This window comes from Fretibacterium sp. OH1220_COT-178 (assembly GCF_003860125.1).
Taxonomy (GTDB): Bacteria; Synergistota; Synergistia; order Synergistales; family Aminobacteriaceae; genus CAJPSE01.
Window position 1 is genome coordinate 68,095 of the sequence record NZ_RQYL01000003.1, and the last position, 25,068, is coordinate 93,162.

The 25,068-nt window shown below is 62.4% G+C and carries 26 protein-coding genes; 9 read left to right on the forward strand and 17 right to left on the reverse strand.

The genetic code is table 11. The features are described from left to right. Nucleotides 1-220: 220 nt before the first annotated feature. The 7 genes from EII26_RS01905 to EII26_RS01935 all read right to left on the reverse strand — a co-directional run bounded on the left by EII26_RS01905 (nucleotide 221) and on the right by EII26_RS01935 (nucleotide 6,136). The gene (locus EII26_RS01905; protein WP_124887449.1) at nucleotides 221-940 is read right to left on the reverse strand and encodes a DNA-3-methyladenine glycosylase; all 720 of its coding nucleotides are present in this window, start codon (nucleotides 938-940) and stop codon (nucleotides 221-223) included. Beyond that, the gene (gene coaD, locus EII26_RS01910; RefSeq protein ID WP_124887450.1) at nucleotides 933-1,460 is read right to left on the reverse strand and encodes a pantetheine-phosphate adenylyltransferase; all 528 of its coding nucleotides are present in this window, start codon (nucleotides 1,458-1,460) and stop codon (nucleotides 933-935) included. Before coaD ends, EII26_RS01905 begins: the two co-directional genes overlap by 8 nt. 3 nt (nucleotides 1,461-1,463) lie before the next feature. After that, a complete protein-coding gene (locus EII26_RS01915; protein ID WP_233572545.1) occupies nucleotides 1,464-1,991 on the reverse strand; it encodes an RsmD family RNA methyltransferase in 528 nt (175 codons plus the stop codon). Further along, a complete protein-coding gene (gene trmB, locus EII26_RS01920) occupies nucleotides 1,988-2,956 on the reverse strand; it encodes a tRNA (guanosine(46)-N7)-methyltransferase TrmB (RefSeq protein ID WP_124887452.1) in 969 nt (322 codons plus the stop codon). Before trmB ends, EII26_RS01915 begins: the two co-directional genes overlap by 4 nt. Next, nucleotides 2,944-4,320: a phosphomannomutase/phosphoglucomutase gene (locus tag EII26_RS01925; protein ID WP_124887453.1), complete on the reverse strand. Its 1,377-nt coding sequence runs from the start codon at nucleotides 4,318-4,320 to the stop codon at nucleotides 2,944-2,946. The genes trmB and EII26_RS01925 overlap by 13 nt, the downstream gene beginning before the upstream one ends. Nucleotides 4,321-4,340: 20 nt before the next feature. After that, nucleotides 4,341-5,429 (reverse strand): pyridoxal-phosphate-dependent aminotransferase family protein, encoded by a 1,089-nt coding sequence (locus EII26_RS01930; protein ID WP_124887454.1) that lies wholly within the window; start codon nucleotides 5,427-5,429, stop codon nucleotides 4,341-4,343. 221 nt (nucleotides 5,430-5,650) lie between these two features. After that, complete coding sequence (locus EII26_RS01935; RefSeq protein ID WP_124887455.1) at nucleotides 5,651-6,136, reverse strand: hypothetical protein; 486 nt, start codon at nucleotides 6,134-6,136, stop codon at nucleotides 5,651-5,653. Between the two features lie 257 nt (nucleotides 6,137-6,393). On the opposite strand from EII26_RS01935, the gene EII26_RS01940 reads away from it, so the two are divergent. The 4 genes from EII26_RS01940 (at nucleotide 6,394) to ligA (ending at nucleotide 12,476) form a co-directional block, all read left to right on the forward strand. Then, nucleotides 6,394-7,563, forward strand: coding sequence for an ABC transporter substrate-binding protein (locus EII26_RS01940; RefSeq protein ID WP_124887456.1), 1,170 nt, complete (start codon nucleotides 6,394-6,396; stop codon nucleotides 7,561-7,563). A 175-nt stretch (nucleotides 7,564-7,738) separates the two neighbouring features. Continuing rightward, nucleotides 7,739-8,815 (forward strand): M24 family metallopeptidase, encoded by a 1,077-nt coding sequence (locus EII26_RS01945; protein ID WP_233572546.1) that lies wholly within the window; start codon nucleotides 7,739-7,741, stop codon nucleotides 8,813-8,815. A 105-nt stretch (nucleotides 8,816-8,920) separates the two neighbouring features. Beyond that, on the forward strand, nucleotides 8,921-10,423 hold the full coding sequence (lysS, locus tag EII26_RS01950) for a lysine--tRNA ligase (protein WP_124887530.1): 1,503 nt from the start codon (nucleotides 8,921-8,923) through the stop codon (nucleotides 10,421-10,423). Nucleotides 10,424-10,442: 19 nt separating this feature from the next. After that, nucleotides 10,443-12,476 (forward strand): NAD-dependent DNA ligase LigA, encoded by a 2,034-nt coding sequence (gene ligA / locus EII26_RS01955; RefSeq protein WP_124887458.1) that lies wholly within the window; start codon nucleotides 10,443-10,445, stop codon nucleotides 12,474-12,476. 70 nt (nucleotides 12,477-12,546) lie between these two features. Here ligA and EII26_RS01960 read toward each other — a convergent pair whose 3' ends face one another. From EII26_RS01960 to rpsO, 10 genes are all read right to left on the reverse strand, one after another. After that, complete coding sequence (locus tag EII26_RS01960) at nucleotides 12,547-13,698, reverse strand: M48 family metalloprotease (protein WP_124887459.1); 1,152 nt, start codon at nucleotides 13,696-13,698, stop codon at nucleotides 12,547-12,549. Continuing rightward, the gene (gene flgN / locus EII26_RS01965) at nucleotides 13,688-14,161 is read right to left on the reverse strand and encodes a flagellar export chaperone FlgN (RefSeq protein WP_124887460.1); all 474 of its coding nucleotides are present in this window, start codon (nucleotides 14,159-14,161) and stop codon (nucleotides 13,688-13,690) included. The genes EII26_RS01960 and flgN overlap by 11 nt, the downstream gene beginning before the upstream one ends. After that, entirely contained in the window at nucleotides 14,151-14,681 is a 531-nt protein-coding gene (gene fliS, locus EII26_RS01970; RefSeq protein ID WP_158612102.1) for a flagellar export chaperone FliS, read from the reverse strand. The genes flgN and fliS overlap by 11 nt, the downstream gene beginning before the upstream one ends. Before the next feature lie 133 nt (nucleotides 14,682-14,814). Then, entirely contained in the window at nucleotides 14,815-16,005 is a 1,191-nt protein-coding gene (trxB, locus tag EII26_RS01975) for a thioredoxin-disulfide reductase (protein ID WP_124887462.1), read from the reverse strand. A 108-nt stretch (nucleotides 16,006-16,113) separates the two neighbouring features. After that, nucleotides 16,114-16,983, reverse strand: coding sequence for a peptide chain release factor N(5)-glutamine methyltransferase (gene prmC / locus EII26_RS01980; protein WP_124887463.1), 870 nt, complete (start codon nucleotides 16,981-16,983; stop codon nucleotides 16,114-16,116). After that, a complete protein-coding gene (gene prfA / locus EII26_RS01985; RefSeq protein ID WP_124887464.1) occupies nucleotides 16,980-18,053 on the reverse strand; it encodes a peptide chain release factor 1 in 1,074 nt (357 codons plus the stop codon). The genes prmC and prfA overlap by 4 nt, the downstream gene beginning before the upstream one ends. Then, nucleotides 18,050-19,027, reverse strand: a complete 978-nt coding sequence (locus EII26_RS01990; RefSeq protein WP_233572547.1) for a DUF1385 domain-containing protein — start codon at nucleotides 19,025-19,027, stop codon at nucleotides 18,050-18,052. The genes prfA and EII26_RS01990 overlap by 4 nt, the downstream gene beginning before the upstream one ends. Further along, nucleotides 19,014-19,706, reverse strand: a complete 693-nt coding sequence (thyX, locus tag EII26_RS01995; protein ID WP_124887466.1) for an FAD-dependent thymidylate synthase — start codon at nucleotides 19,704-19,706, stop codon at nucleotides 19,014-19,016. The genes EII26_RS01990 and thyX overlap by 14 nt, the downstream gene beginning before the upstream one ends. Nucleotides 19,707-19,770: 64 nt before the next feature. After that, nucleotides 19,771-19,998 (reverse strand): 50S ribosomal protein L31, encoded by a 228-nt coding sequence (gene rpmE, locus EII26_RS02000; RefSeq protein ID WP_124887467.1) that lies wholly within the window; start codon nucleotides 19,996-19,998, stop codon nucleotides 19,771-19,773. A 29-nt stretch (nucleotides 19,999-20,027) separates the two neighbouring features. Further along, nucleotides 20,028-20,294: a 30S ribosomal protein S15 gene (gene rpsO / locus EII26_RS02005; RefSeq protein ID WP_124887468.1), complete on the reverse strand. Its 267-nt coding sequence runs from the start codon at nucleotides 20,292-20,294 to the stop codon at nucleotides 20,028-20,030. A 361-nt stretch (nucleotides 20,295-20,655) separates the two neighbouring features. Here rpsO and EII26_RS02010 point away from each other — a divergent pair, with 361 nt between their 5' ends. The 5 genes from EII26_RS02010 to EII26_RS02030 all read left to right on the forward strand — a co-directional run bounded on the left by EII26_RS02010 (nucleotide 20,656) and on the right by EII26_RS02030 (nucleotide 25,067). Then, a complete protein-coding gene (locus tag EII26_RS02010) occupies nucleotides 20,656-22,659 on the forward strand; it encodes a molybdopterin-dependent oxidoreductase (protein ID WP_124887469.1) in 2,004 nt (667 codons plus the stop codon). A 300-nt stretch (nucleotides 22,660-22,959) separates the two neighbouring features. After that, nucleotides 22,960-23,463, forward strand: coding sequence for a YbaK/EbsC family protein (locus tag EII26_RS02015; RefSeq protein WP_124887470.1), 504 nt, complete (start codon nucleotides 22,960-22,962; stop codon nucleotides 23,461-23,463). After that, nucleotides 23,460-24,287, forward strand: a complete 828-nt coding sequence (rsmA, locus tag EII26_RS02020) for a 16S rRNA (adenine(1518)-N(6)/adenine(1519)-N(6))-dimethyltransferase RsmA (protein ID WP_233572548.1) — start codon at nucleotides 23,460-23,462, stop codon at nucleotides 24,285-24,287. Before EII26_RS02015 ends, rsmA begins: the two co-directional genes overlap by 4 nt. A 37-nt stretch (nucleotides 24,288-24,324) precedes the next feature. Further along, nucleotides 24,325-24,804 (forward strand): Na+/H+ antiporter subunit E, encoded by a 480-nt coding sequence (locus tag EII26_RS02025; RefSeq protein ID WP_124887471.1) that lies wholly within the window; start codon nucleotides 24,325-24,327, stop codon nucleotides 24,802-24,804. Next, the gene (locus EII26_RS02030; RefSeq protein WP_124887472.1) at nucleotides 24,801-25,067 is read left to right on the forward strand and encodes a monovalent cation/H+ antiporter complex subunit F; all 267 of its coding nucleotides are present in this window, start codon (nucleotides 24,801-24,803) and stop codon (nucleotides 25,065-25,067) included. The genes EII26_RS02025 and EII26_RS02030 overlap by 4 nt, the downstream gene beginning before the upstream one ends. The last annotated feature ends 1 nt before the right edge of the window (nucleotide 25,068 follow it).

Genomic DNA, 25,068 nt, shown 5'->3' on the forward strand with positions numbered 1-25,068 from the left:
TTCGGGGAAAAACAGGGGGGCGAGGGGTACCGCCATATTGGTAACGAGGTGCGTTTTTCATCAAGGACCTCCTGAGGTCAAAGCCGGAATGTCTCGCTTGAGACACATTATCTCACTTTTTCGCACGTTTTACCTTGGGAGGATGTCTCTTTTTTGAGGAGAATCGAAACCGCGGGCACGCAAGCGACCAAAGAGAAGCCGAAACAACGGCAGTCGGAGCTCAGGGTTCAATAAAGAGCAGATTTTGCTTTGCGACGAAAGAGGCGCGATGTCCTCCCTCCCCGGAAGATCGATCGGATCGGCATTTTTTCAGAAAGCGCCGGGTGGACAAAAACGGGCTGTCCTCTACGACGAATCGGTAGGGATAGCCGGCGGCCTCACCGGAGTAGTCCACGTTGATGCGAGGCGTTGCGGCGACGCTCGAGTCGGGGATCCTCCTCCCCTCCGCGACGAACAGAGCCCCCTCCGTCAGATCCCGGCCGTTCTGATCCCGCGAGATGCCCAGGGCCTGGCAGAGCTTGCCGGGACCGCTGCACAGTTTGCGCCTGTCCTTCGTCCCCCGGCGCCTTTCCATGAGCTCGAGTCCGAAGAGCGGTTCGAGGGCCCGGATCAGGACGGCCTCGGGGACGTCCTCAGGGCCCGAGACGACGTTGAAGCAGTGGTGCATCCCGTAGATCAGGTAGATATAGGCGTGTCCCCCGACACGGAACATCGCCTCCGTTCGGTGCCCCGGGCGCGCCGATACAAGTCCGAAGGCGTGGCAGGCGGCATCCGAAGGCCCGGCGTAGGCCTCCGTCTCCACGATAATTCCCGATGCCGGCCCCTCCGCGCTGTCGTGTACCAGGGCTTTGCCCAGCAGCTCACGCGCGACCCGAACCGCGCCCGAGAGGTATAGGGAGCGGGGAAGGGGGAAAAGGTCGGGGAGAGAAAGCTCAGGCATGACCGTTCCTGCGGGGATCCCTCCCTTGAGAAATGGGAGGGAAACGCTCCCTCAGGCGGCGGAAGACCCCCGGAGGGACCATATCGTGCACCGTGCCGCCGAATTGGAAGATATCCCGGATGACGCTGCTGGAGAGGTACGAATACTTGGGGTCGGTCACGATGAAAAACGTCTCGATCTCCGGGGCGAGCTGGCGGTTCATCAGGGCCATCTGGAACTCGTACTCGAAGTCGGACATCGCGCGCAGCCCGCGGATGATGACTCGGGAGCGCTCCTGCCTCAAATAGTCGACCAGCAGTCCGGTGAAATGGTCGACCGTGACGTTCGGGAGATAGCTCAGTGCTTCCCGGGCCATGGCGTGCCGCTCCTCGACGCTGAAGGTGGAATGCTTCTGAGGGTTGACCAGAATACTGACCCGTACCTCGTCGAAGATTGCGGCGGCCCGCTCGGCGATGTAGATGTGCCCGTTGGTGATCGGGTCGAACGAGCCGGGATATACGGCCCGAACGGTGCGTTTCATGGGTCATTCCTCCTTGACGGAGCTTGTCGTTCGGCCTTTTTTCGCGGAGCCGAGGAACGTCAGTCGCGTCTCTCCGTAGTCCCGGCCGGTGTCCAGACACCACTCCGACGGGATGGCCAGCGGTTCCCGAACCGAGTGCTCCACGACCAGAATCCCCTCCGGGGCAAGGAGAGCGGAGAGCCCCCTGAGGCCCAACAGGGCCTCGCCCCATCCCTCGTGGTAGGGGGGATCCGCGAAGATGATGTCGAAAGTCCGTTCCCGTTTCCTCAGCCAAGCGACAGCGCGCCGTATCTCGAGCCCCAACACGGCCGTTTCTCCCGAGGGGGCACGGGCAACCGCGCGCTCGATGGCCTGAGCGCGCGAACGGACGGACTCCACCCACACCACGGCCTCGGCTCCCCGGTTCAGCGCTTCGAGCCCCACGCGTCCCGTTCCCGCGAAGAGGTCGAGAAAACTCAGCCCCTCCATGGACCCCAGGATATTGAACAGGGCCGAGAGCACCCGGCCGGAGGTGGGGCGAGCCTCCTTCAAGAAACCTCCTCGTTCGGCCCCAGACGACGGGCCAGATCCTCGGCAGCGCATCGGACCGCGGGGGTCAGAAAGGCGTTGCCCGTCCCGTCCAGCCGGACCAGCGTGTCCCCGTCGCGCTCGGAGACCTTCAGGTAATAGCGCTGCTCGAACTCGTCGTCCGTGGAAAAGGTGTCGATGAGGAAGCACCGGCTCCCCTTGGGATCGGCGTAGTAACGGCCGAAGGCCCAACGGGCGTCGTCGCTGCGCCCCGAGGTGCCCTCGAGCGCCGCGATGCGTTCCTCGTTCAGGGGGTGTCCCGTTTTGATGTGCATCTCCGCATCCCTCCAGGTCCGTCGTGATACCGTAAAATCCCGGGTCTTGGCAAAGGTCAGCCTGTGGATCGCCTTCCCCTGCTCCATCCATTTGCGCTCGTACTTCGTCGTGACGGGGCGTTCGGGGTTCATCTCGTATTGACGGAGCGAGAGCGCCTCATGAGCGTCGAGCCGCTTGCGGACCTCCTGAGCGTAGGGCTCGTCGTCGGTGACCAGCTCGAAGATGCCGTCCGTCTTCAAAACCGCCGCGAGGTCGTCGGTGAATTCCCGCGCGGTGACGCGGCGGTGTGCGTGGCGCTTCTTGGGCCAGGGGCAGGGAAAGTTCATGTAGACCTTGTCCAGGGAGGCATCCCTGAAAAGCTCCTTCATCATGTAGCGGGCGTCCGTGCGTATGATCCTCAGATTGTTCAATCCCCTGGATCGCTTGGCGCAACGCAGGACGCAGGCTGGCGAGACCTCCATGCCGAACAGAAGGACGTCCGGGTTCGCCTCGGCGTGGCGCACCGTGTATTCCCCGTTGCCGAAGCCGATCTCCAGCTCCACCCGGCCCCTGCTCTGCGACAGGCCTTCCAGGTCGAGGGGCAAGGGCAATCCGCGCGGCAACAGAATGTTGCCGTAACCGCTCTGGGACCGGACGAAGTTCAGAACGTCCATGTGAAGTCCGGAAGGCCTTCCGCGCGCAGCCGCTTTTTGACGTCCTCCATGATAAACGCCAGGGTCTTCTCGTCCTTGCCCTCGCAGCGGGTCGTGACGACGGGCTGGGTGTTGGAGGCTCGGATCAGCCCCCAGCCGCCCGGATAGAGAATGCGGATTCCGTCCAGCGTCAACCCCTCGTAGGCCTCGAGGGCCTTCTCCTGAATGCGGCGGACGACGTCGAACTTCTGGGCGTCCGGGCAGTCGATCCGGGCCTCCTCCGTGGCGGGGTAGAGGGGAATGGAGCTCATCAGTTCGGAGAGCGTTCTTCCCGTGGCGGAGAGGATTCTCAGGAGGCGTCCGGCCGCGTAGAACGGGTCGTCGAACCCGTAGTATTCGTCGGCGAAGAACATGTGTCCCGAGAGCTCGCCGGCGAAGGGGGCGCCGATCTCACGCATTTTTGCCTTGATGACGGAGTGGCCGGACTTCCAGAAGAGGACACGCCCTCCCAGGCGCTCGATCTCCTCGGGCAGGGCCATGCTGCATTTGGGTTCGACGATGGCCTCGGCGCCCGGATGGGCCTTGAGGATCTCGGCCCAGTAGAGGGCCATCAGCCGGTCGCCGAACACGACCTCTCCATGTTCGTCCACCACGCCCAGACGGTCCGCGTCGCCGTCGAAGGCAAAGCCGATATCCGCCCCCGTCGCGCGGACCTTCCCGATCAGATCCTGAAGGTTTTCGCGTTTCTGCGGGTCGGGGTGATGGTTGGGAAAACGCCCGTCCGGCTCCCCGTAGAGCGGGGTGCATTCGCAGCCCAGGGACTCGAAAAAGCGCCCTGCGACGGGGCCGGCGGCCCCGTTGCCGCTGTCGCAGACGACCTTGAAGCGGCGGGAAAAGGGCCTGAACTTCGAGGCGAGCATCGCCAGATATTCGTCCGTGATGTCCCGACGGATCACCGACCCCGATCCTTGGGGCCAAGTGCCCGATTCCGCGATCCGCCGTATCGCCTGCACGTCGTCGCCCCAGAGCGTCGCGTTGTCGTAGCCCAGCTTCAGGCCGTTCATGTTCGACGGATTGTGGCTGCCCGTGATCATGACGGCGCCCTTCAGATGCAGGTGGTGCAGGCTCCAGTAAAGTATGGGAGTCGTGACGGTCCCGATGTCGACGATATCGGTTCCCGTCGAGACGAGTCCTCGGGTCACGGCGGCTCGAATGCGTGGGGTCGAGAGCCGCACGTCCCCTCCGACGGAGACGCGATCGACCCCCTTTTCCCTCAACCAAGCGCCGTAGGACCGACCGATCGCCTCCACCACATTGTCGGTCAGGTCCCGATCCGCATCCCCGCGAATGTCGTATTCCCTGAAAATATCCGGCGAGATATTCACCGCGATCCTCTCCCTTCGGTTCAGCGCCCTTTCAAAACCGCTTCAAGCGTTCCCATGCCCTTTGCCACCAGGGTCTCGTCCGCCTGGCTGCCCATGTGTCCGATACGAAACACCCGTCCGTCCAGCGGACCGTAGTTTCCGCCGACCACGAGCCCTCTGCTTCTCAAGGCGGAGTCGAGCTCGTTCCACGTCCAGCCATCCGGGATGTTGAAGGCAGTGACGGTGGGGGAGCAGATCTCCTCGCGCATGGGGAAGAGCGTAAGTCCCATCTCGAGTCCCATCGTACGGCAGAGATGTGCGGCACGGGCGTGGCGGGCATAAGCGTTTTCCGGCCCCTCCTCCATGATGGCTTCGAGGGCGATGTTGAGCGCCGTCATGCCCTGCCAGTCGTGAGTATAGGGCAGGGCATGCACCTCGGGGACCTTGCGCCAGGGCAGATAGGCGTCGTACCCGCTGTACCCCACGCGTTCGAAGACGTTCCAGGCGCGGGAGGAGACGGTGGAGACGGAGAGGGAGGGGGGAAGGGAAAGCACCTTCTGGCTCCCCAGAAGACCGATATCGATGAGGTTCCTGTCGACCTCTACAGGGACCCCGCCCCCGCTGGAGACGAAGTCGACGAGGAACAGGGCGTCCACCTCGCGTGCGATCTCGCCCAGCTCCCTCAGATTTTGAGCGAGGGTGCCGCTCGGGGTCTCGCAGTGCACGGCCGTGATCAGTTGCGGTCTATAACGCCGGGCCGCCTCCCTGACCTTCCGAGGGTCGGGAAGATCGTCGTAGGGGGCCGCAACAATCTCGGCCTCCGCGCCGATGGCGCGGGCCATCTCCGCGAACCCCTCGCCGAAGAGGCCGGATGCGACGGCCAGCAGTCTTTCGCCAGGCCTCAGGGCGCTTTTGACGCCGCCCCACAGAATGGACATCGCCTCTCCGGACGTGATCACAACGCTTTCCTTGGTCTCCAGCAGTTTTTGCACGAGCCCCTGGTTCCGGGCGTACAGCTCGTAAAAATCGGCCTCCAAATCGGAGCTGCCGAAATCGGTGAGCCATGCCTCACGGATCTTCTGTGGCACCGAGACGGGGCCGGGCACCAGTGCGATGGGATAGGTCTTCATGAGTCTGTTTCCTTTCGGGGCTGAACCCTCTCTTAATGATATGCGGTTTTGCGAGGCGACTTCCAAAGGGATTTTTGCAATCGCCCGGAAAACGGCGGGCAAAAATGCCTGTCCAACCTCCAATTATACGGGTCCGCCACGAAAATGCAAAAGGGCCGCCCTGGAAGACGGCCCGATGGGCGGCGTGGTTCTCGTCCCCAAGTCGGAGCAGGCTTCGGAGGTCACCGTTTCGTCAGGGCTCCGACCATCTTCTCGGCAAATTCGATCAGTTCCTCCCGAGTCGTCCCGGCGCTCTCCAGGGTGAGGGTCCTGTCCTTTCCCAGCTCGATGGCCAAGGCCAGCCCCAGGAGATCCTGGTCCTCCAGGATGGCACGGTGTCCCGCGATCTCGATTGTGCGATAGCGCGAGCCGAATCCGATCGGAAGGTCGACGGCGTCGACCTTTTTGGGGGGGACACGGAGCGTTCCCGGCCCGGCTCCCTCCATAAGGACGGCCTCGATTCGGGCGGCCGGAGCGTGGCGTGCATAAACGCGATTGTGCCAGGTGCCCAAATCCTCGGAGGCCGTTCGGAAGGGCACCGTATCCCGGGACGATGCCGTCCAGGGCCCCAAACGGTTGGGGAGAGGGGCTCCCGCGGCGGCGGCGCAGAGAACGAGGAGGCCAAGAAACGAGGTGACCGCAAGAACGGGCATACGCTTAAGGGGCATTTCATCCGCTCCTCTCGAAAACGTGCTGAATTTCAGGACCGGACTTTCCGGCATGCCACGATTATACCGGACTTTGTCGCAAACTGTTCTGCGCCATTCGAGGGAGGGAAAATCGTCGTTGATCCATCCAAAAATATATTTTACTATTGAGATGTTTTGTGAAACATAATATAATCACCCTCAAACCTTCGAGGCGAAGCGGCGAAGGTTGGGGTCCGAACGAGATCCTATCTTGAACGATGGAGGGAAGGACTTCGATGAAACGATGGAACGGGTTTGGCATGCTGCTGGGGATGTTTGTGCTGCTCTTCCTGCTGGGGGGCGCGGTGGGCTTTGCCGCCGAACCGATTAAGATCGGCTATATGGCGACGCTGACCGGAGAGGGGGCCACGTGGGGCCAACACGAACGCGACGGGGCGCTTCTTGCGGTCAAGGATGTCAACGCAAGGGGCGGGCTCCTGGGGCGTCCGCTCGAGCTGATCTGCTACGACATCAAGGGAAAGCCGGAGGAGGCGGTCAACGCGATACGCCGCTTGATTCACGACGACAAGGTCGTCGCCATCGGAGGCAGCAACTACAGCGGCATTCAGCTTGCGGTCGCGCCCATTGCCGAGAAGGGGCAAGTCCCCGTCATCGCTACGTCGGCGACGAACCCAGCCGTTACGGTCGATCCCAACACGGGCAAGGTCCGTCCCTACATGTTCCGTATAACATACACGGATCCCTATCAGGGAAGAGTCATTGCGGATTATCTCATCAAGAAATGCGGCGCCAAGAAGCTGGCGATTCTCGGCGACGTGGGGGACGCCTACTCCGAGGGGCTGACGGAGTTCGTCAGGAAGACGGCCGATGAACTGGGGGTCGAGAACAAGTTCTGGGCCTTCCGGGGAGGAGACGTGGACTTTCGGGCGCAGCTGACCTCCGCTCGGGAGTGGGGGGCGGACGCGATAGCGCTGACGATGCTCTACAAGGAGATGGGGCTGGTCATCAAACAGGCCGCGGAGCTGGACTGGAAGCCCTTCTTTATGGGCGGGGACGGGTACAGCCCTAATATCGCCGAGATCGCAGGCAAGGCTTTGGATGGGACGTTCTGGGTGAATAGCGTCAATATCGACGATCCTATGTTTGATGCCATGAAGAAAAGGTATAAGGAAGAGTTTGGTCAGGAAGCGACGGAAATTTCAAATACCGTCTACGCTTACGATGTGATGACGATGTTTGCCCATGCGATCGAGACGGCGGGGGTTGCCGAGGGTCCTGCCATCAAGGATGCGATCGAAAACACGCAGAATCTTCAAGTGACGCATTTCAGCTGGAGCGTGGACAAGGCAACCCACAATCCACTGAACAAGCCTGCCTCGGTTTTCGAGGCCAAGGACGGCAAATTGGTCTTTCTGGAGCAATGGAAACCCGACGATGCAAAGTAGCGGGTCGGGTGTCCGTAGAGATAGGGAATGGGTCGCAGCGTTGCGCTGCGACCCATTTTTTATGCGGCCAGCGGATTGGCATTCCCTCTGCTAGAATACTGTAGAATTTCGTGGTGAAACCATTTTCTGGGAGGGAGAGGGAAATATTATGGCCTTCGATGCCATAAATCAGCGCTTGAGCAAACTCAGGGGCCTGATGCGTGAGAGGGATGCGGACGCCTTTGTCCTGTTTGTCCTGGAGCGCCTCAACTCGGAGAGTTGCCACTATATCTCGGGCTTCCGCGGCAGCAGCGCCGCTCTCATCATCGATCAGGAGGACGCCCGCCTGATTACGGACGGACGCTATCGAACCCAGGCCGTGGAACAGTCTCCCTTTTCCCTGACCGTCCAGGCGCTGCCCCTTCCGCTTTACGTGGCCAAGGCGATTTCCGAGCGGGGATGGCGTTCGGTGGCTTTCGAGGCGGAAAGGATATCGCATGGGCTCTTTGAGGCGTTTTTTCGCCCCCTCTCCACCCGATGGGTGGATGCCTCGGCGTTTATTCCCTCCCTGCGCCGCTCCAAGGACAGGACGGAGGCCGATGCCATACGACGAGCGGCGGTCATCGCCCGCAAGGCCTACGATCTGATGCTCGAACGGGTGGAGCCCGGTATGACGGAGGCCGACTTCGAGAGCCAGTTGCTCTGCGAGATCAAGAAGCTGGGTGGAGAGAAGGGATGGGCACACGACGATTTTATCGTCGCCTCGGGGGCTCGGGGCGCCATGTGCCACGCCCGGGCCACCCGAAAGCCGTTCGGGCTCGGGGAGACCGTGACCCTCGATTACGGAGTCATGGTGGATGGATACATGTGCGACATAACCCGCAACTTCGCCGTCGGGCATGCTCAGCCGAGGGCTCTCGAGCTCAACGACATCCTTTTGAAGGCTCATCGAGAGGCCGCCGCCGCCCTTCGTCCGGGTGTTGCGGGCAGGGACGTCGACGCGGTGGCGCGGAAGGTCGTCACGGATGCCGGGTACGGGGAGGACTTCGTCCATGGGTTGGGGCACGGTCTGGGACTGGAGATTCACGAAGCCCCGCGTCTGTCGGCTCTCTCCCGGGACGTCCTTCAGGTTGGGGATGTCGTGACGATAGAGCCGGGCATCTACATCGAAGGGTGGGGAGGGCTGCGCATCGAGGATGATTACATCATCACCGAGACCGGCGCGGAGTGTCTGACCTTACCTGACGATCAGTCTTTACGGATCGCAGGCTGAAGCGCCCGATCGCTTTCGGCTAAAATACGTGTCCGGGAACGTGGGAGCCCGGGAAAGGAGAACAGGTACGTGGACAGCAACACGGAGAGGCCCGACTTGGTTGGGATGGGGCAATTGGATGCGGCCGACAACGAGATCGTTCGGCAGAGGGTTGAGAAGCTCCTGCGTCTTCGCGATGAGGAGGGATACGATCCCTACGTGGTGGAAAAATGGGAGCGCAGGGATTCCCTGAAAACTATTGTGGAACGGTTCTCGCACCTCGAGGCGGATCAGGTGGACCATGCCGTGACGCTTCGGACGGCTGGGCGCCTGATGACACTCCGGCGGCAAGGCAAGGCGACCTTCGCCGACCTGGCCGACGAGGAGGGACGGATGCAGCTTTATTTCCAGGTCAACGAGCTGGGCGAGGCCCCCTACGAGTTTCTGAAGAAATGGGTCGACACCGGAGACTGGATCGGCGTGGTCGGGCATCCTTGCCGGACGCGACGCGGAGAGCTGACGATTCTTGTAAAGGAGTACAAGCTGCTGAGCAAGGCCATGCGCCCTCTTCCCGAGAAGTGGCATGGTCTGACCGATACCGAGGTGCGCTACCGGCAGCGCTATACGGACCTGATCGCCAACCCCGAGGTTCGGGAGGTCTTTCGCAAGCGGGCGCGGATCATCGCTTCCTTTCGCAGGACGTTGGAGGACCATGGGACCCTGGAGGTCGAGACCCCCACGCTCTCGGTTCTGGCTGGCGGCGCGAATGCCCGCCCTTTCAAGACTTTCCACAATGCTCTGGGGCTTCCCATGTTCATGCGCATCGCTCCGGAGCTCTACCTGAAACGCCTGGTCGTCGGGATGATGGGCCGGGTCTACGAGATCGGCAAAAACTTCCGGAACGAGGGGATCGACACCATGCACAACCCCGAGTTCACCATGATGGAGGTTTACTGGGCCTATGCGGACTATGAGGACATGATGAACCTGGCCGAGGAACTCATCCGCAACGCGGCGCGCGCCGTGGGGCCTTTACGGATCGAGTGGCAGGGCGTTTCCCTGGACCTCGAGAAACCCTTCCGTCGCGTGACGATGCTGGATATGGTCAAGGAGCATTCCGGCGTGGACTTCCGCGAGGTGAGGACCGACGAGGAGGCCCGCAGGATTGCCGCGGAGAAGGGACTGTCGGGAGAGCTCAAGGGGTCGGAAAGCCGTTTTGCCGTGTTGAACCTGATGTTCGAGGCGTTCTGCGAGGAGAAGATCACGGATCCGACCTTCGTCATGGGACACCCGACGGAGATCTCCCCGCTCTCCAAGCGCGATCCGGAGAACCCGGACTACACGCACCGTTTCGAGCTCTTCATGTGCGGTAAGGAGCTGGCGAACGCCTTCAGCGAGCTGAACGACCCGCTGGACCAGAGGGAGCGTTTCGAGGATCAGGTGCGCAAGAAGGAGGCCGGGGACGACGAGGCCCATGTCTTCGACGAGGATTTCATAAACGCCATCGAGTCGGGGCTTCCTCCGACGGGGGGCATGGGGATCGGTATCGACCGTCTGGTGATGTTCCTCACGGGCTCCCGCTCCATCCGTGACGTGATCCTCTTCCCCGCGATGAAGCCGAAGGGATGATGCTCTTGAGGTGTGCGCCATGACCGATCCCCATCCGTCCCGGGAGAAGACCGAGTCCGCGCGGCTGGAGGAATTGTACGAACGCATCGGGCACCACGCGCGCCTTTATTACGAGCAGGACGCCCCGGTGATCTCCGACGCGGAATACGATGCCCTGCTTCGCGAGCTGGAGGCTCTGGAGAGGAAACATCCGGAGCTCGCCCGGTCGGATTCGCCGACGAGGCGCGTGGGCGGAGCGGTCCTGGAGGGGTTCGGCAAGGTCGAGCACGGTCGGCCCATGCTTTCGCTCGACAACGTCTTCGACATGGAGGAATTGGCGTCGTTTCTGGCCCGTATGAAGGGGGCCGTCCCGGATGCGGGCATTCGGGACTGGGCGTTCACCTGCGAGATGAAGATCGACGGTCTGGCGGTCTCCCTCCTGTACGAGGACGGACTTTTTGTCCGCGGCGCCACGCGGGGCAACGGACGGGTGGGGGAGGACGTCACCGAGAACCTGCGTACCCTGCGTTCCCTGCCCCTGCGACTGAAGGGTGCCCTGCCCGGTCTCCTCGAGGTTCGCGGAGAGGTGCTGATGACCCGGAGCCGTTTCGAGGACCTGAATCGACTTCGGGAGGAGCGGGAGGAGCCCCTTTTCGCCAATCCCCGCAACGCGGCCGCCGGAACCTTGCGGCAGCTGAATTCTTCGGTCACGGCGGAACGGGGTCTGGACATATTTCTGTACTACCTGGTGGATGCTCCGGAGCGTGGGATCACCCGTCAGAGCGACATCCTTCCCTGGCTCGCGGAGCGGGGATTGCCGGTTCAGCCCGCTTGGAAACGCTGTGCCGGCTTGACCGAGGTCGAGGAGTTTGTCGAAGCGTGGGGAGAGAAGCGCTTCGAGCTGGACTACGTGACGGATGGGGTCGTCGTGAAGCTGGACGACATCGCCCTGTGGGACCTGCTCGGGGCCACCGCCCATGCGCCGCGCTGGGCGGTGGCCTACAAGTATCCTCCCGAGGAGGCTCTGACCCGCGTGCTGGGTATCGAGATATCCGTCGGCAGGACGGGAGCCTTGACCCCCGTGGCGAACCTGGAGCCGGTACGGCTGGCGGGGACGACGGTGCAGAGGGCGGGACTGCACAACGAGGACGAGATTCGCCGCAAGGACGTCCGGGTCGGCGATACGGTGCGGGTGCGCAAGGCGGCGGAGATCATTCCGGAGGTGGTTCGCGTCGAGACGTCGTACCGGACGGGATCCGAGGTCCCCTTCAAGATGCCCGAACGCTGTCCCTCGTGTGGGGCGGAGGCGGTACGGCTGCCGGACGAGGCGGTCCTGCGCTGTCCCAACCGTTCCTCCTGTCCGGCCCAGCTGAAGGAGGGGCTGCGCTACTTCGCCTCCCGGTCCGGCATGGATATTCGTGGGCTTGGAGAGCGTTTGGCGGAGCAGCTGGTCGATACGGGCAAGGTCCGGGATCTGGCGGACATCTACGAGCTTTCGGAGTCGGCGTGGGCCTCCATGGACCGGATGGGAGAAAAGTCGGCCCAGAACCTGATGACGGGCCTGGAGGCCTCGAAACGTCGTCCGCTTTCCTCCCTGATCGCTGCGTTGGGCATCCGCTATGTCGGTGCTCGTGTTGCTGAGCTGCTGGCGGCCCACTTCGATCACATGGATCTCCTGGGCGAGGCCTCCGAGGAGGAACTGGCGGGAATCGAAGGGGTGGGGCCCGTCATTGCATCCTCGGTCGAGGCCTTTTTCAGGGAGCCGGCCAATCGAGATCTGCTGCGCCGATTGAGGGAGAAGGGACTGAACTTCGCAGGCGAGGCTCGAAAGGGCGAGGGGGCATTTTCAGGGAAAAGTTTTGTTTTCACCGGGGAGCTTTCCAGCATGAAACGATCCGAGGCCGAGGCGCGGGTTCGGGCCTTGGGGGGGACGGCGACGGGAAGCGTCAGCGCCAGAACCGGATGTGTGGTCGCTGGCGCCAAAGGCGGTTCGAAGCTTAAAAAGGCCCGGGAACTGGGAGTGCCCGTGATCGACGAGCGGGCGTTTCTGGATATGCTCGAGGAGGCGGAGTGAATCGAAAAGGCGACGAGCCGTCGAACGAGAACGGCTCGTCGCCTTTTCGAGGGGCGATTCCTTTCGCGGGCTACTGGAAGTACTTGGCGATCGGGTGCTGACGCCTGGCCCTGTCCAGGGCGGCGAGCAACCGTTCGCGAAGGACGGAAGGGGCGTCCATGTCCGCCCTTTTTCGAGCCAGCAATCTGTTGCCGATATAGAGGGCATCGCCCTCGAGGCGAAGGTCGTAGGGGGCCAGCTCCATCTGGAAATCGCTGTCCAGGACGGCGCGGGTCTCCTCGAGAGCCTTGCGGACCTCCAGCTTCCTTTTGCCTCCCCAGACGGGTCTCTCGTCGACGGTCAGCTCCAGCCGGTCGGCCGTCTCCCGAAAGGCCGTCCGCAGTACGGCCAGGGGATATTTTCGCTGGACCTCGATGTTCAGAGACTTCAGCTTTTGGAGGGCAGTCCGAAGGCGCTCCTCGGATTCGGGGTGGTCCATGTAGATGCCGTAGTCCCGTATCGGCTGCTTCAGCTCCTCGTTCATGAATCGCTCCATCAGCGTGATCATCCCGCTGGGGGAATAGCCCGACGCGATGAGGGCGTCGAGCCCTTTGCTGTCCGCCTCCTTCTCGAACTCCATCGTGTAGGCGTTGGTGATCGTCACTTGGGCCACCTGGGCCAGGACGATCGGGGCCGTCGCCCCGCCGCTCAACAAGATGACGGCAAGGGCCGCGAGGGATATTTTGTTGGCCTCGGCGGCCATCTTCAGACCATGCTTCCGGTCCGCGTGGATCATCTCGTGGGCCATGACCGCTGCGATCTCGGAATCGGTCCTGAGGAGGTCGAGAAGTCCTGACGTGAAGAAGATGAAGCCGCCCGGAAGGCAAAAGGCGTTGAGCGCCTCGGTCTTGACGACTCGGAGTTCGTAGGGAATCCGGCGTTCCATATGGGGTTCGAGACGGTTCAGGATCATCTGAAGGCGCGCAAGGACGATCGGGTCCGCGGAGAGGGGCCAATTTTTCTCGATCTCCGCCACGGCCCTTTCCCCAATCTTACGTTCCTTGGCCAAATCGGCAGCCATCTCCGTGTCCTTGGCTTTTTGATCGGCGGATACGGGGGGGCGTGCCGGGGCCTTTTTGGCCGCGGCTAGTCCGGGATCGGCGGCGTTCAGGCAAAGGCTGGCGCTGAAGACGAGAAGCAGGGCCAGACTGCACCGTCTCGTTCTCCTTTTTTCAGGGCTCAAACGTACTCCCTCCCATCTTCGTATAACCGATGAAGGCGTCTCGTCCTCGGGTCATGGAGGCCAGCTTGGTACGCAGTTCATCGACGTGCTTTTCCAGTGCTTCCTGGGCGTGTGCCTCGGCTTTCATGAGGTCTTCCGAGATGGATCGGGTCTCCTGCAGGATGGCGGCGAACTCGTCCGCGTATGGGGCGGGCAGACAGGAGGACAGCTGGTCCCAGAAGCCGTCCATCCCGCGCACCTCCTCAACTCCCGCCTCGGCAAGCACTTCGCCCCAGGAATCCGCCAGGAGCTGAAGGCGGGAGATCAGTGCCTGTTTTTCCTGAAGAATCTGGAGCAGCTCCTCCATGTCCTCATTGAGGACGATGGCCTCCAGTTCTCTCGAGACCATCGTCCTGAGGGTGGCGTAGATGCCCAGCTCCGTCGAGAGCAGGTTCTTGATTCTGGCCGGGAGATCATCCCGCAAGGTTCAATCCTCCGGATTTCTGGGGTTTGGGGGAGGGGGGAGGCGTGGGGGGCTGCGCCGGTTCCTGCTTGAGCTCCGAAAGGGCCTTCCGAAAATCCTCGTCCTCGGGATGGGTTTCCTGATACTCCTTGAGGAGCTTCATCAAAGCCTCCTCCCAGGTTGCCTTGAGCTCCTCCAGAAGCGTTCGTACCGTACGGATGTTGTCGGGAAGCTTCTTGACGTTCGCCTCCACGAGCAGCTGGTACATATAATCGTAGAGGCGCATGAGGCCTTGGGCCATCTCCCCGCCCTTCTGGGTGTTCAAGGTGACCATCAGCTCCCGGATCACGTCCTGCGCCCGGATGATTTCACGGTTGGCCAGGTCGAGGTCCTGCTGATGATCCTCCCCCTCGAGGGCCGTCTCCGCCATGCGGCAGGAACGTATGCCGATGTCGTAGGTGATCAGCAGCAACTGTTCCTTCGTGGCCGTCGATATCTGAGTCGCCTGATAGGCGAACTGTGCGTTGTTTTTGTTTTCCATGGAAAGCATCCCCTCCTATGCTCTATTTTCGGCCGTTCGGGGGAAAACCTTTGCCGATTCCAAGTCAAAAAAAGCGGCGGCCCCGCCCCAAGGGGGTGGAAACGCCGCGGTGTTCTAAAGGATGAGGCGACGGCTAAGCCAGGGCCTTCTGAACGTCGGCATCGGAGCCAACGGTCGTGACCTTTGCCACTACGCCCTTGTGGAGTTCGACCAGGGCGGGCATCTTGGCCGTCAGTTCCAGTTTTTCGGTCATGCGCGCGTTGCGGTAGCCGTCGATCAGGGGGACCTTGACGCCCTTTGCCTTGGCGGCGGCCTCCACGGTGCTGGAGAGCTTGACCTGCTTTTCGTCGATGCTGGAGTAGAAGAAGGCCGTCACGCTCTCGGGCTCCAGCAGGGTGGTGCGCAGGTGGAGCTGCTCGTTGATGTAGGCGGACGCTCCCATCGCGGCGATGGCCCCATCGGACGCCGCGGTGATGACCTGGCGCAGGTGTTTGCTGCAGACGTCGCCGGCGGCGAAAATGCCCTCGACCGAGGTCTCCATGTGCTCGTTGACCAGGATCCATCCGCCCTTCTCGGCCTTGACGAGGCCCCTCACACAGTCGTCGTCCGGAGTCTGGCCGACGAACATGAAGACGCCCGCAACCTTGAGGTCGGAGAGCTCCCCGGTCTTGACGTTTTTGAGGACCAGGTTCTCCACGACACCGTCGCCCTCGATGCGCTCGACGACGCTGTTCCAGACGGGGACGATCTTGGGGTTGGACATGGCGTGTTCGATGGCCGCACGGTCGGCACGGAACTCGTCTCGGCGGTGGATGATGTAGACCTTGGAGGCGAATTTGGTGAGATAGACGCCCTCCTCGACGGCGGTGTTTCCGCCTCCGACGACCGCGACCTCCTCATCCTCGTAGAAGGCCCCGTCGCAGACGGCACAGAAGCTGACGCCCTGCCCGATGTGCTCGGCCTCGCCCTCGCAGCCCAGACGGCGGAAATGAGCGCCCGTCGCGACGATCACGGCTTCGGCCTCGACCTCGCCCTTGTCGGTCACGACGATCTTCTTACCGTCGCGCAGCTCCACCTTCTTGACGTCTGCGATGCGGATCTCCGTATTGAACTTAAGAGCGTGCTCGCGGAACATGTTGCCCAGATCGGGGCCTGTGGAATGCTGAACGCCGGGCCAGTTCTCGATCTCGTCCGTAATGTTGATCTGACCGCCCGTGGCGGCCTTTTCGAGCAAGAGGACGTCCAGCCCCGAACGGCGCCCGTAGATCGCCGCGGTCATCCCCGCAGGGCCGGCCCCGATGATGACAAGCTCTCTCTTCTCCATAACGCATCGTCTCCTTCGACCGAAAATCGTATAGAATTCCACTCCCGCCCCCTCGACGCCGAGGAAACGAGGTATAGCCCCTAAAAAAATCCTCAAAAATCCCCTTTATTATCCTCGATATCTCCAGACCATGCAACGAGGAATTGCGGATAAATCCGGAAGTTCACTTAAAAATTGAAATTTCCCTTGAGGGGGTTCGCGCAGGGCTTGTGCCTGTCGGGCGTCGCCCATCTCGAACAGCAACAGCCCCCCCGGTTTCAGCCATCCGGAGGCGGCCTCGAAGAGCGCGCGATAAAAATCCATTCCATCCGGTCCTCCGTCAAGGGCCATGTGGGGCTCGAAATCCCGAACCTCCCGCATGAGCCCTGCAATGGCCTCCGTGGGAATGTAGGGAGGGTTGCTGACGACCAGATCGCACTCCGCACGGACGGGGATGTCCGCGGGGGTCCGGGAGTGCAGCAAAAGGGCTCGCTCCAGAAGACCGTATCGCGAGAGGTTCCGCCAGGCACAGGCCAGGGAGAGGGGGTTTTTCTCGGCCAGAAACCCATAGGACTGCGGCCGCTCCGCCAAAAGTGCGACGGCGATGCAACCGCTGCCCGTCCCCCAGTCCAGAAAACGGAATTCGCCGTTTGGCATCACGTCCAGTGCCAGGTCGACGAGCAGCTCCGTCTCCGGCCGCGGGATGAGCACGCCGGGCCCCACCTCGAGGTCCCTGCCCCGAAACGGAGCGTTGCCCAAGAGGTATTGGAGCGGCTCTCCGGCCTCACGGCGCAGGAGCAGAAGCTCGAGCCGTTTGCGGTCCTCCTGGGGGAGTGAGTCGTTCGGACGGGCCAGGAGGGAGGCGGCGGTGCAGTTCAAGACGTGACGGAGCAGCCAGTCGGCCTCCTGCCCCGCGTTGGCGATCCCGGAACGAGAGAGCCGCGATCGGATCTCCGCGCGGAGCGCCCGAAGGCCGAGCGCGGGAAGGGCCTCCGTCATTCCTCCAGGTGCTGCAGCTTCTCCGTCTGATCCGCCAGGGTCATCGCGTCCATCATCTCGTAGAGGTCGCCGTCCAGATAGGCGTCGAGCCTGTAGAGGGTCAGGTTGATGCGGTGGTCCGTGATGCGGTTCTGCGGAAAATTGTAGGTCCGGATCCTCTCGGAGCGGTCGCCCGATCCGATCTGTCCCCGCCGCTCGGAGGCCTGTTCGGAGGCCTGCTTCTGGAGCTCGATGTCGTAAAGCTTCGTTTTGAGGTAGGTCATGGCCTTCGCGCGGTTCTTGATCTGCGACCGTTCGTCCTGGCACGTCACGACCAGTCCCGTCGGAATGTGGGTGATGCGGACCGCGGAGTCCGTCATGTTGACGTGTTGTCCGCCCGCTCCGCTGGACCGGTAGGTGTCGATCTTCAGGTCCTCGGTACGGATTTCGATCTCGACATCGTCCGCCTCGGGGAGCACGGCGACCGTAGCGGCGGAGGTGTGGATGCGTCCGCTCGCCTCGGTCACGGGAACGCGCTGGACGCGATGGACCCCGCTCTCGAATTTGAGCCTGCTGTAGGCCCCGTCGCCATCCACCCGAAAGGCTATCTCCTTGTATCCTCCGATACCGGTCTCGTTGCTGTCGATGACCTCCATCCTCCAGTGCTGGCGCTCGCAGAAACGGCTGTACATTCTGTAAAGGTCGGCGGCGAACAGGGCGGCCTCCTCCCCCCCGGTACCCGCCCGAATTTCGACCGCAACGCTCTTCTCGTCGTTCGGGTCCTGAGGCAGCAACAGCAGCTTCAGCTCGTCGGTAAAGCCCTCGACCTTGGGCTCCAGGGCCTCCAGCTCGTCCCGGGCGAGGGCTTCCATGTCCGAATCGCCGCTCTTCAGCAGCTCTCGAGCCTCCTCGATGCCGGCAAGGACGGCACGGTATTCGCGATACTTTTCCACCACCGGCTCGAGCTGGGCCCGGCGCTTCCCCAGGGTTTGAAGCTCCCTGGGGTCGGAGGCCACGGCGGGGTCGGACATCCTGCGCTCGATGTCCAGAAAGTCCTCCTCCAGGGCCTTGAGTTTGGGCTCGATATTCATACGGGGTCACGCTCCGTTTCGCTTTTGTGGATGGCTTCCGACGCCGCGGAATCGGACGTCTCCCGTCCCAGCGCGACGTTCAGGGAGGTCAGAGCGACCTCGATCTGGTCGAGATCGGGTTCCCTTGTCGTCAGGTATTGCAGGGAGAGGACGGGAGCCATCAGAAGACGGCCGATCGGCCCCGCATTTGCGGTGAGGCGGATGATCTCGTAGGAGACGCCGATCACCAGGGGGATCAGCAGCACGCGCGTACCGACCCGCCACAGGAACCCCCCGCTGCCGATGGCGGAGAAAACGGCGATGCTGACGATGACGGCAATCAGGAGAAAGGAGGTTCCACACCGAGGATGGATCCTCGAGCACCACGCGATGTTGGCGGGAGCCATCTCCATTCCCCCCTCGAAGGCGTTGATGGTCTTGTGCTCGGCCCCGTGGTATCGAAAGACCCGACGGATGTCCGACCAAAGTCCGATCAGGCCGACATAGCCCACGAACACCGCCGCCCGGACGATTCCCTCGAGGATATTCGCTCCCAGGGGGGAAAGGGAGAACAGCCTGGCCGTCCAGTCGGCTGCCCAGAGGGGCAGAGCCACAAAGAGCAACATCACGGCGAGGACGGCCGTTCCTATCGCGACCACGAGGTCCCTGAGTCCGAGCGTCTCCTGGGTCTCTTCGAGGGCAATTTCCGCAGAACGGGAAAGGGCGCGAAATCCCGTGGCCATCATCTCGCACATGACGACGACGCCCCGGAGGATCGGCAGGCTCCAGGGTCGATTCCCGACTCGGGAGCTGTTGCGCCAGCTCTCCCGGAAGATCTCGCCGTCGGGCTTGCGGACGGCCAGCCCCCAGAGCTCGCTGCCCTTCATGAGCACGCCCTCGATGACGGCCTGCCCTCCGACGGGCATGCGCCGCGCTTCCTCCGTCCAGAGTCCGAATGCGACGCAGAAAAGTTGTCTTATGTCAATCTTTCGCAAGAAGATCCTCCATATCCTTGTAAGGCCTTCCGCAGGGCCGCGCCTCGACGCAAGGACCGAACAGGCACGAGGGACCGGCCGTGCGGAAAAGGGCGGGAGCTGCGTTTCGGCATTCCGCCAGCATGAGCCGGGCCATCTCCCGTATCTCCCACTGGGCTCTGCGGCAGAGCCGCAGACGGAAAAAATGATGCAGTTCCCGCGCGTTCATGGTCAATACCAGACGGGTTTCCCAGCCATGGGGCAAAATGAAACGGGCGTCCTCCGCCGGAATGCCCATCGAAAGAAGCGCCTTATAGCCCTCGTGAGCGGAGCGAACTTGCCGTGTGAAGAGCGAGGCCGCCTCAGGGCATGCCGCTACGGAGGGCGGCATGACGACGTCAGGCTTGTCCATCCGGACGTAGCGCTGGCTCTGCTGGCTGAAGCTGGCGATGCGGTGCCTCACCAGCTGGTGCGACGCCACACGGCTCAAACCGTCCACGGCGAAGGTGAAGACGGCATGTTCGAAGGGGGAGTGATGGCCGCTCCTCCAGATGTGCGCCAGCAGATCCTCCGAGAGGAGCTCCGTCTCCCCGGTGAGGAGGTCCGCAGCCGTGACGTCCCTGTAACAAAGCCTGGCGGCGGCGGCCACAAGTTCGTCCGGCTTTGGAGTCGAGGCCAGAAGGGTTACTTTGCAGAACATCGTTTCTGTCCTTCGTCGGCGAATAAAGATGTTTAATAAGGAAAAAGGGGCTTCCCGCCCCTTTTTATACCTCGGTCTTCTGGCCGTAGTTGATCCCCGCGTACTTCTTCTGGAACTTCTCGAGACGTCCGGCCTCCGAGAGAACCCGGCCCCGCTTGCCCGAGTAGAAGGGATGGCACTGGGAGCAAACGCCCACCCGAATCTCCTTCTGTGTGGAACTGGTCGTGAAGGAGTTGCCGCAGGCGCAACTCACCTTGCACTCCTGATAGACGGGATGAAGCTCTTTTTTCATGATCGACACACCTCCAAAAAAGGCGAAACTCAGTGACGCAACCCGAGACGCTCGATCAGCGAACGGTAACGGTTGAAGTCCTTCTCCTTGAGGTAGCGCAGAAGCTTGCGGCGGCGCCCGACCATCTTGAGAAGGCCTCTGCGGGAGTGGAAATCCTTCTTATGAATCTTCAAATGCTCCGTCAGCTCGCGCACACGCTCGGTCAGGACCGCAACCTGAACCTCCGGGGAGCCCGTATCCGTCTCGTGGGTCCGATAGTCCGTGATGACGGCCTGTTTCTTTTCCTTCTGGATCATTCTCAATCACCTCTGTCTCCAAAGTTGCCGCAAAACCAGGAACGCGTCGATCCGAAACGCCGATCCGAGTTCAGGGCCGCAAGGTATCTTACCACCGCCGAAGACTACGCGCAAGGCCGTTTTCGAGTCTCGCCGTCGGGAGAAAAGCAGGATCCGTCCATTTTGCTCAAGGAAGATTTTACGCTATATTAATTTAAGTTATCCTTATCCAAGGCCGAATGGGATGGATGCAATCGAAACGTCGCTGAGGGAGATCAGGGACATGCTCCGGCCCTGGCTCGAGCGGGGCGGAAATACGCTGAAATGCCGCCAGAGACTGAGAACGGTAAATCCTCAAATCTGAACTGCTGGAGGAGGCCCCATGGAGATCAAGAAATCTGTCTGTCCTTACGACTGTCCGGACTGCTGCGGCCTGTTGGTCCAGGTGGAGAACGGGAGGGCCGTACGCGTCGAGGGCGATCCCGCCCATGCCTTTACTCGCGGCACCCTTTGCCCCAAGATGACCCGCTATGAGCGCACGGTCCACTCGCCCCGCCGTCTGTTGACGCCCCTGCGCCGCAAGGGGCCGAAGGGCAGGGGCGACTTCGAGCCCTTCGGCTGGGACGAAGCGGTCCGTGAAATCACTGGCCGCTGGAAGGAGATTATCCGCGCGGACGGCGCCGAGGCCATCCTGCCCTATTCGTATGCCGGCACCATGGGAATCGTCCAGTACGGCGCCGGCCACGCCTTCTTCCACCTGCTGGGCGCCAGCAGCCTAGATCGAACCATCTGTGCGCCGGCCAAGAGCAGGGGGTACCGGGACGTCATGGGCGCCACCCTGCCCACAGCCCCCCAGGAGGCGCAGAAAAGCGACCTCGTCGTGCTCTGGAGCATCAGCATGCTGGCCACGGACATCCACTTCCGCCATGACCTGGAGATTGCCCGCAGAAATGGTGCCGAGGTTTGGTGCATCGATACCTACGAGACCCCAACCGCCCGATACGCCGATCGTTTCCTTCGCGTGAAGCCGGGGACGGACGGCGCCCTTGCGCTCGGCATGTTGCACGTCCTGGAACGCGACGGTCTCGTGGATACGGATTTTCTGCGGCGGTACGTGCAGGGCTGGGAGGAACTCAAGGCAGGCGTCCTGCCCCGCTATTCGCCGGAGGCGGTCTCCCGCATCACGGAGATCTCCATGGGTGCCCTTGAGGCCTTTGCCCGCGCCTACGGTCGTGCCCGTGCTCCGTTCATCCGCCTGGGCAGCGGCATGTCCCGGTACACCAACGGCTCCATGACCGCCCGGCTCATCACCTGCCTGCCGGCGGCAGTGGGCGCCTATGCGCATGAGGGCGGCGGTCTGCTGACCTCGGCATCCGGAAGCAGCGCCTTCGACAACGGAATCATCCGTCGGCCCGGCCTGGAGAAGCGGGGCATTCGCCATATCAACATGTGCGAGCTAGGCAAGGCCCTCAACGACCCGGAGCTTTCTCCGGCTGTCAAAAGCCTTTATGTCTACTCCTCCAACCCGGCCTGCACCGCCCCGGATCAGAACGCCGTCGTCCGCGGCCTGATGCGGGACGACCTGTTCACCGTGGTCCACGAACGCTTCCTGACCGACACGGCGCGCTATGCCGACATCGTGCTGCCGGCCACCTCGTCCCTGGAGCACTGCGATATCTACGGAGCCTACGGTCACTACACCGTTCAGAGGGCGGATGCCGTCATTCCGCCCGTGGGCGAAAGCCGGTCCAATTGGCAGGTCTTCTCCGTCCTGGCAAACGGCATGGGATTGCAGGATCCCATGTTCCGGCAAAGTGAGCGAGACCTTGTGGAACGGCTTATCGAAAGCACGAAGACCCGCTGGCCGCTGCCTGTGGACCTGAATCGTCTTGCCGGCTGCGAACCTGTGGATCTGCCGCTGCCCGAGAATTACAAGATGAACTTCGGCACCCCTTCAGGCAGGATCGAGATCCGCAATCCCCGCGCCCATCCGGAACTGCCGGACTACTTCCCGCCCCATGGCGACGATGCCCCCTTCCAGATGGTCAACGCACCGGATCCGCGTATCCTGGACAGCTCCTTCAACGAGCGCGAAGATCTCATCAGAGGCAATACCATGGTGCTGATGATGAATCCGCTCGATGCCGCAAGACTCGAGCTTGCCGAGGGGCAGGAGGTCGTCGCCTCCAATGTCCGCGGCGAGGCCCGTTTTACCCTGAAGGTCACGGAGCGCACCGCCCCCGGCCGTGTCGTCACGGAGGGCGTCTGGTGGAGGGAACACACCAGGGACGGCAACGTCAATCTTCTCACCGCCCAGCGCCTCACCGACAAGGAGGGCGGGAGCACCTTCTACGACGTCTGCGTCGATGTGCGCGCCGCGGAGTGATTGAGACCGGACCTCCGGAGAAAGCCGGAGTCGCGGACGATGCGTTCGGCGGTTTGGGGCCGATTCCCCGCAGTCCGACGCTGCCGTCGGAGTGCGGGGAGGTCGCCGCAAAGAAAGGCGGGGTCATGTTGCGAGGGGTCTCCATAGACAGGCACTCCGTGGGCCGTGGGGGTTCTTCCGTGCCCCAACACGGGAACAGGGGGCCTGGCTTCCCGGGCGTTGCTGCGATGGAGTAAAATAAAGGCGGTTTCCGGGGCATCATTCCGGGGAATATCGATATTTTGCGGGGAGAGTTCGCCGATGCTGGAAAACTACGATGCCGAAAGCGCCGTTGAACGGGTCCGGTCCGCCCTGGACGAGGCCGGGGCGGCGGATATCGCGATCAAAAGGGCCGAGGGAACGATTTTTACCGTGCAGGACGCCGCCAAGACCGTCGGCGCTCCGCCGGAGGAGATCCTCAAAAGCCTTGTCTTTCTCGTGGACGGCAATCCCTGCTTGGTCCTGATGAGCGGAATCAACAGGGTGGACGCCCGGGCGGTCGCCCGGGCTCTGGGTGGCAGAAAGGCCAAGATGGCGCAGCCGGAATACGTCCTCGAGCACTTTGGCTTCAAGGTCGGCGGCGTGCCGCCTGTCGGCTATCCCTCGCGTCTGCCCGCTCTCCTGGACGAGGATCTGTTCGTTCATGCCATCGTCTGGGCCGCTGCCGGTACGGATCACGCCTTTTTTCCCATCGCCCCCGATCGCCTGCTCGACATGGTCGGCGGGACGAGAGCGGTCCTGAAAAAGGAAGCCGCGGAGCGGTGAGCCGTTCGCCGAGGGGTGGCGTCGCACCGGACGGGTTTCGGGCCCTGCATCGTTTTGGCCAGAACTTTCTGGTCGATCGGGGAGTTCTGGAGGATATCGTCCGCCGTGCTTCGATAGGGGAGGACGACGTCGTCCTGGAGATTGGTCCGGGGCAGGGCGTGTTGACCCGGGCGCTGCTCGAACGGGGGTGTTCCCGCCTCCATGCGGTCGAGCTCGACGAACGCCTCAGGGAGACGCTGGAGTCGCTGGCATTGCGGGAACCGCGGCTTTGCCTCCACTGGAGCGACGCCCTACGCGTGGATTACGCAGCGCTCGATCCCTTTCCCCGCAAGGTGGTGGCGAACATCCCCTACAGCATCACGACCCCCTTGATATGGACGCTTCTGCGTTTCGCCGGGCGGGGACTTCGGTATCATCTTTACATGGTGCAGAAGGAGGCGGCGGATCGCCTTGCGGCGGAGGCGGATACGAAGGAGCGCTATCCTCTGGGGGTGACCCTGGAGGTGATGGGGGGGGTCGAACGGGTACGCCGGGTTCCTCCCTCCTGCTTCCGTCCCAGGCCGCGTGTGGATTCCGCCGTGGTGGAGATCGTACTGACCAGGAATTTCCATTTGATGGAGGACGCCCTGTGGAGCGACATGCTTCACAGGGCCTTCGCCCAGAGGCGCAAGACGTTGTTCAACAACCTCAAAGGTTTCGGAAAGATCGAAGATTGGGAGGAACTGCTGAGGAAAACGGGCCTAGATCCGCGAAACAGGGCCGAGGACCTTCGGGGCGAGGAATGGTTGCGCCTGCATGAGGCCCTGAGGACGTCCGTCGGTTAGCGCGATCGGCCCTTCCCTTGTGGTTAGGGGGGATATCATGACCGTTTTTGTTCTTTCCTTTCTGGCCTATCTGACGCTCGCCTGGTCCGGGGAGTCCGGAGGGGGGATTCTTTTCGAAGCCCTTGGGGCCGCCTCCATCGTAACGCTTGCGGCACCGGGGATCCCCATCGACTTAAGACCCGGCAGGGGCCTCAATCCGAGACGCTGGTGGCTCGTTCTGCGCTGCCTCTTCGGGCCGGTCCTCTCAGGACTTGTAAGGGGGGCGCTCGAGGTGGGCGGTCGGTTCACAACCGGGGACATGCACCCCGGGATCGTCAGTTTCGATCCCCATCTCAAGCGCGATCTCGCCCGGGCCCTGTTGGCGGGGCTCCTGAATCTCCGCCCGGGTATCCTGGTGCTGGACGTCGGCGGAGACGGCGTCTTTTGTCTTCATCTTCTCGATGCCCGAGGCGGGGCCGCCGAGGCGGAGAAGATGTGCATGCCCCTTGTGCGGTGGGTCAGGAGGATCGCGGAGTGAGTGGGGTCCCCTGCCTTTTGATGGGGATGGCGGTTTTGTTTTTGACGCTGTCTCTGGCCGCTTTGCCCCGACTCCTTTTCGCATCCGGCCGGGAGGATCGGCTGGTGGTGCTCGACGCGTTCAACACCCTGGTCTCCCTGGCTCTCCTGCTGGCGGCGGCGGCCTGCGAATCCCTGGTCATGGTCGACATCGCGATCGTCTACATCGTGGTCTCCTTCATTGTCGGGCTCTGTCTGGTCCAAGCCTCGGAAAGGGGGGTGTGAG

What these genes read in the sequence shown, in the direction of transcription:
- lysS (WP_124887530.1), top strand. Translation starts at nt 8,921, where the DNA reads ATGGGGCAATTGGATGCGGCCGACAACGAGATCGTTCGGCAGAGGGTT.
- EII26_RS02025 (WP_124887471.1), top strand. Translation starts at nt 24,325, where the DNA reads ATGACCGTTTTTGTTCTTTCCTTTCTGGCCTATCTGACGCTCGCCTGG.
- prmC (WP_124887463.1), bottom strand. Translation starts at nt 16,983, where the DNA reads ATGACGGAGGCCCTTCCCGCGCTCGGCCTTCGGGCGCTCCGCGCGGAG.
- trxB (WP_124887462.1), bottom strand. Translation starts at nt 16,005, where the DNA reads ATGGAGAAGAGAGAGCTTGTCATCATCGGGGCCGGCCCTGCGGGGATG.
- fliS (WP_158612102.1), bottom strand. Translation starts at nt 14,681, where the DNA reads ATGGAAAACAAAAACAACGCACAGTTCGCCTATCAGGCGACTCAGATA.
- trmB (WP_124887452.1), bottom strand. Translation starts at nt 2,956, where the DNA reads ATGGACGTTCTGAACTTCGTCCGGTCCCAGAGCGGTTACGGCAACATT.
- rpsO (WP_124887468.1), bottom strand. Translation starts at nt 20,294, where the DNA reads ATGATCCAGAAGGAAAAGAAACAGGCCGTCATCACGGACTATCGGACC.
- rpmE (WP_124887467.1), bottom strand. Translation starts at nt 19,998, where the DNA reads ATGAAAAAAGAGCTTCATCCCGTCTATCAGGAGTGCAAGGTGAGTTGC.
- EII26_RS01940 (WP_124887456.1), top strand. Translation starts at nt 6,394, where the DNA reads ATGAAACGATGGAACGGGTTTGGCATGCTGCTGGGGATGTTTGTGCTG.
- EII26_RS02015 (WP_124887470.1), top strand. Translation starts at nt 22,960, where the DNA reads ATGCTGGAAAACTACGATGCCGAAAGCGCCGTTGAACGGGTCCGGTCC.
- ligA (WP_124887458.1), top strand. Translation starts at nt 10,443, where the DNA reads ATGACCGATCCCCATCCGTCCCGGGAGAAGACCGAGTCCGCGCGGCTG.
- thyX (WP_124887466.1), bottom strand. Translation starts at nt 19,706, where the DNA reads ATGTTCTGCAAAGTAACCCTTCTGGCCTCGACTCCAAAGCCGGACGAA.
- coaD (WP_124887450.1), bottom strand. Translation starts at nt 1,460, where the DNA reads ATGAAACGCACCGTTCGGGCCGTATATCCCGGCTCGTTCGACCCGATC.
- prfA (WP_124887464.1), bottom strand. Translation starts at nt 18,053, where the DNA reads ATGAATATCGAGCCCAAACTCAAGGCCCTGGAGGAGGACTTTCTGGAC.
- EII26_RS01905 (WP_124887449.1), bottom strand. Translation starts at nt 940, where the DNA reads ATGCCTGAGCTTTCTCTCCCCGACCTTTTCCCCCTTCCCCGCTCCCTA.
- EII26_RS02010 (WP_124887469.1), top strand. Translation starts at nt 20,656, where the DNA reads ATGGAGATCAAGAAATCTGTCTGTCCTTACGACTGTCCGGACTGCTGC.
- EII26_RS01935 (WP_124887455.1), bottom strand. Translation starts at nt 6,136, where the DNA reads ATGCCCCTTAAGCGTATGCCCGTTCTTGCGGTCACCTCGTTTCTTGGC.
- EII26_RS01930 (WP_124887454.1), bottom strand. Translation starts at nt 5,429, where the DNA reads ATGAAGACCTATCCCATCGCACTGGTGCCCGGCCCCGTCTCGGTGCCA.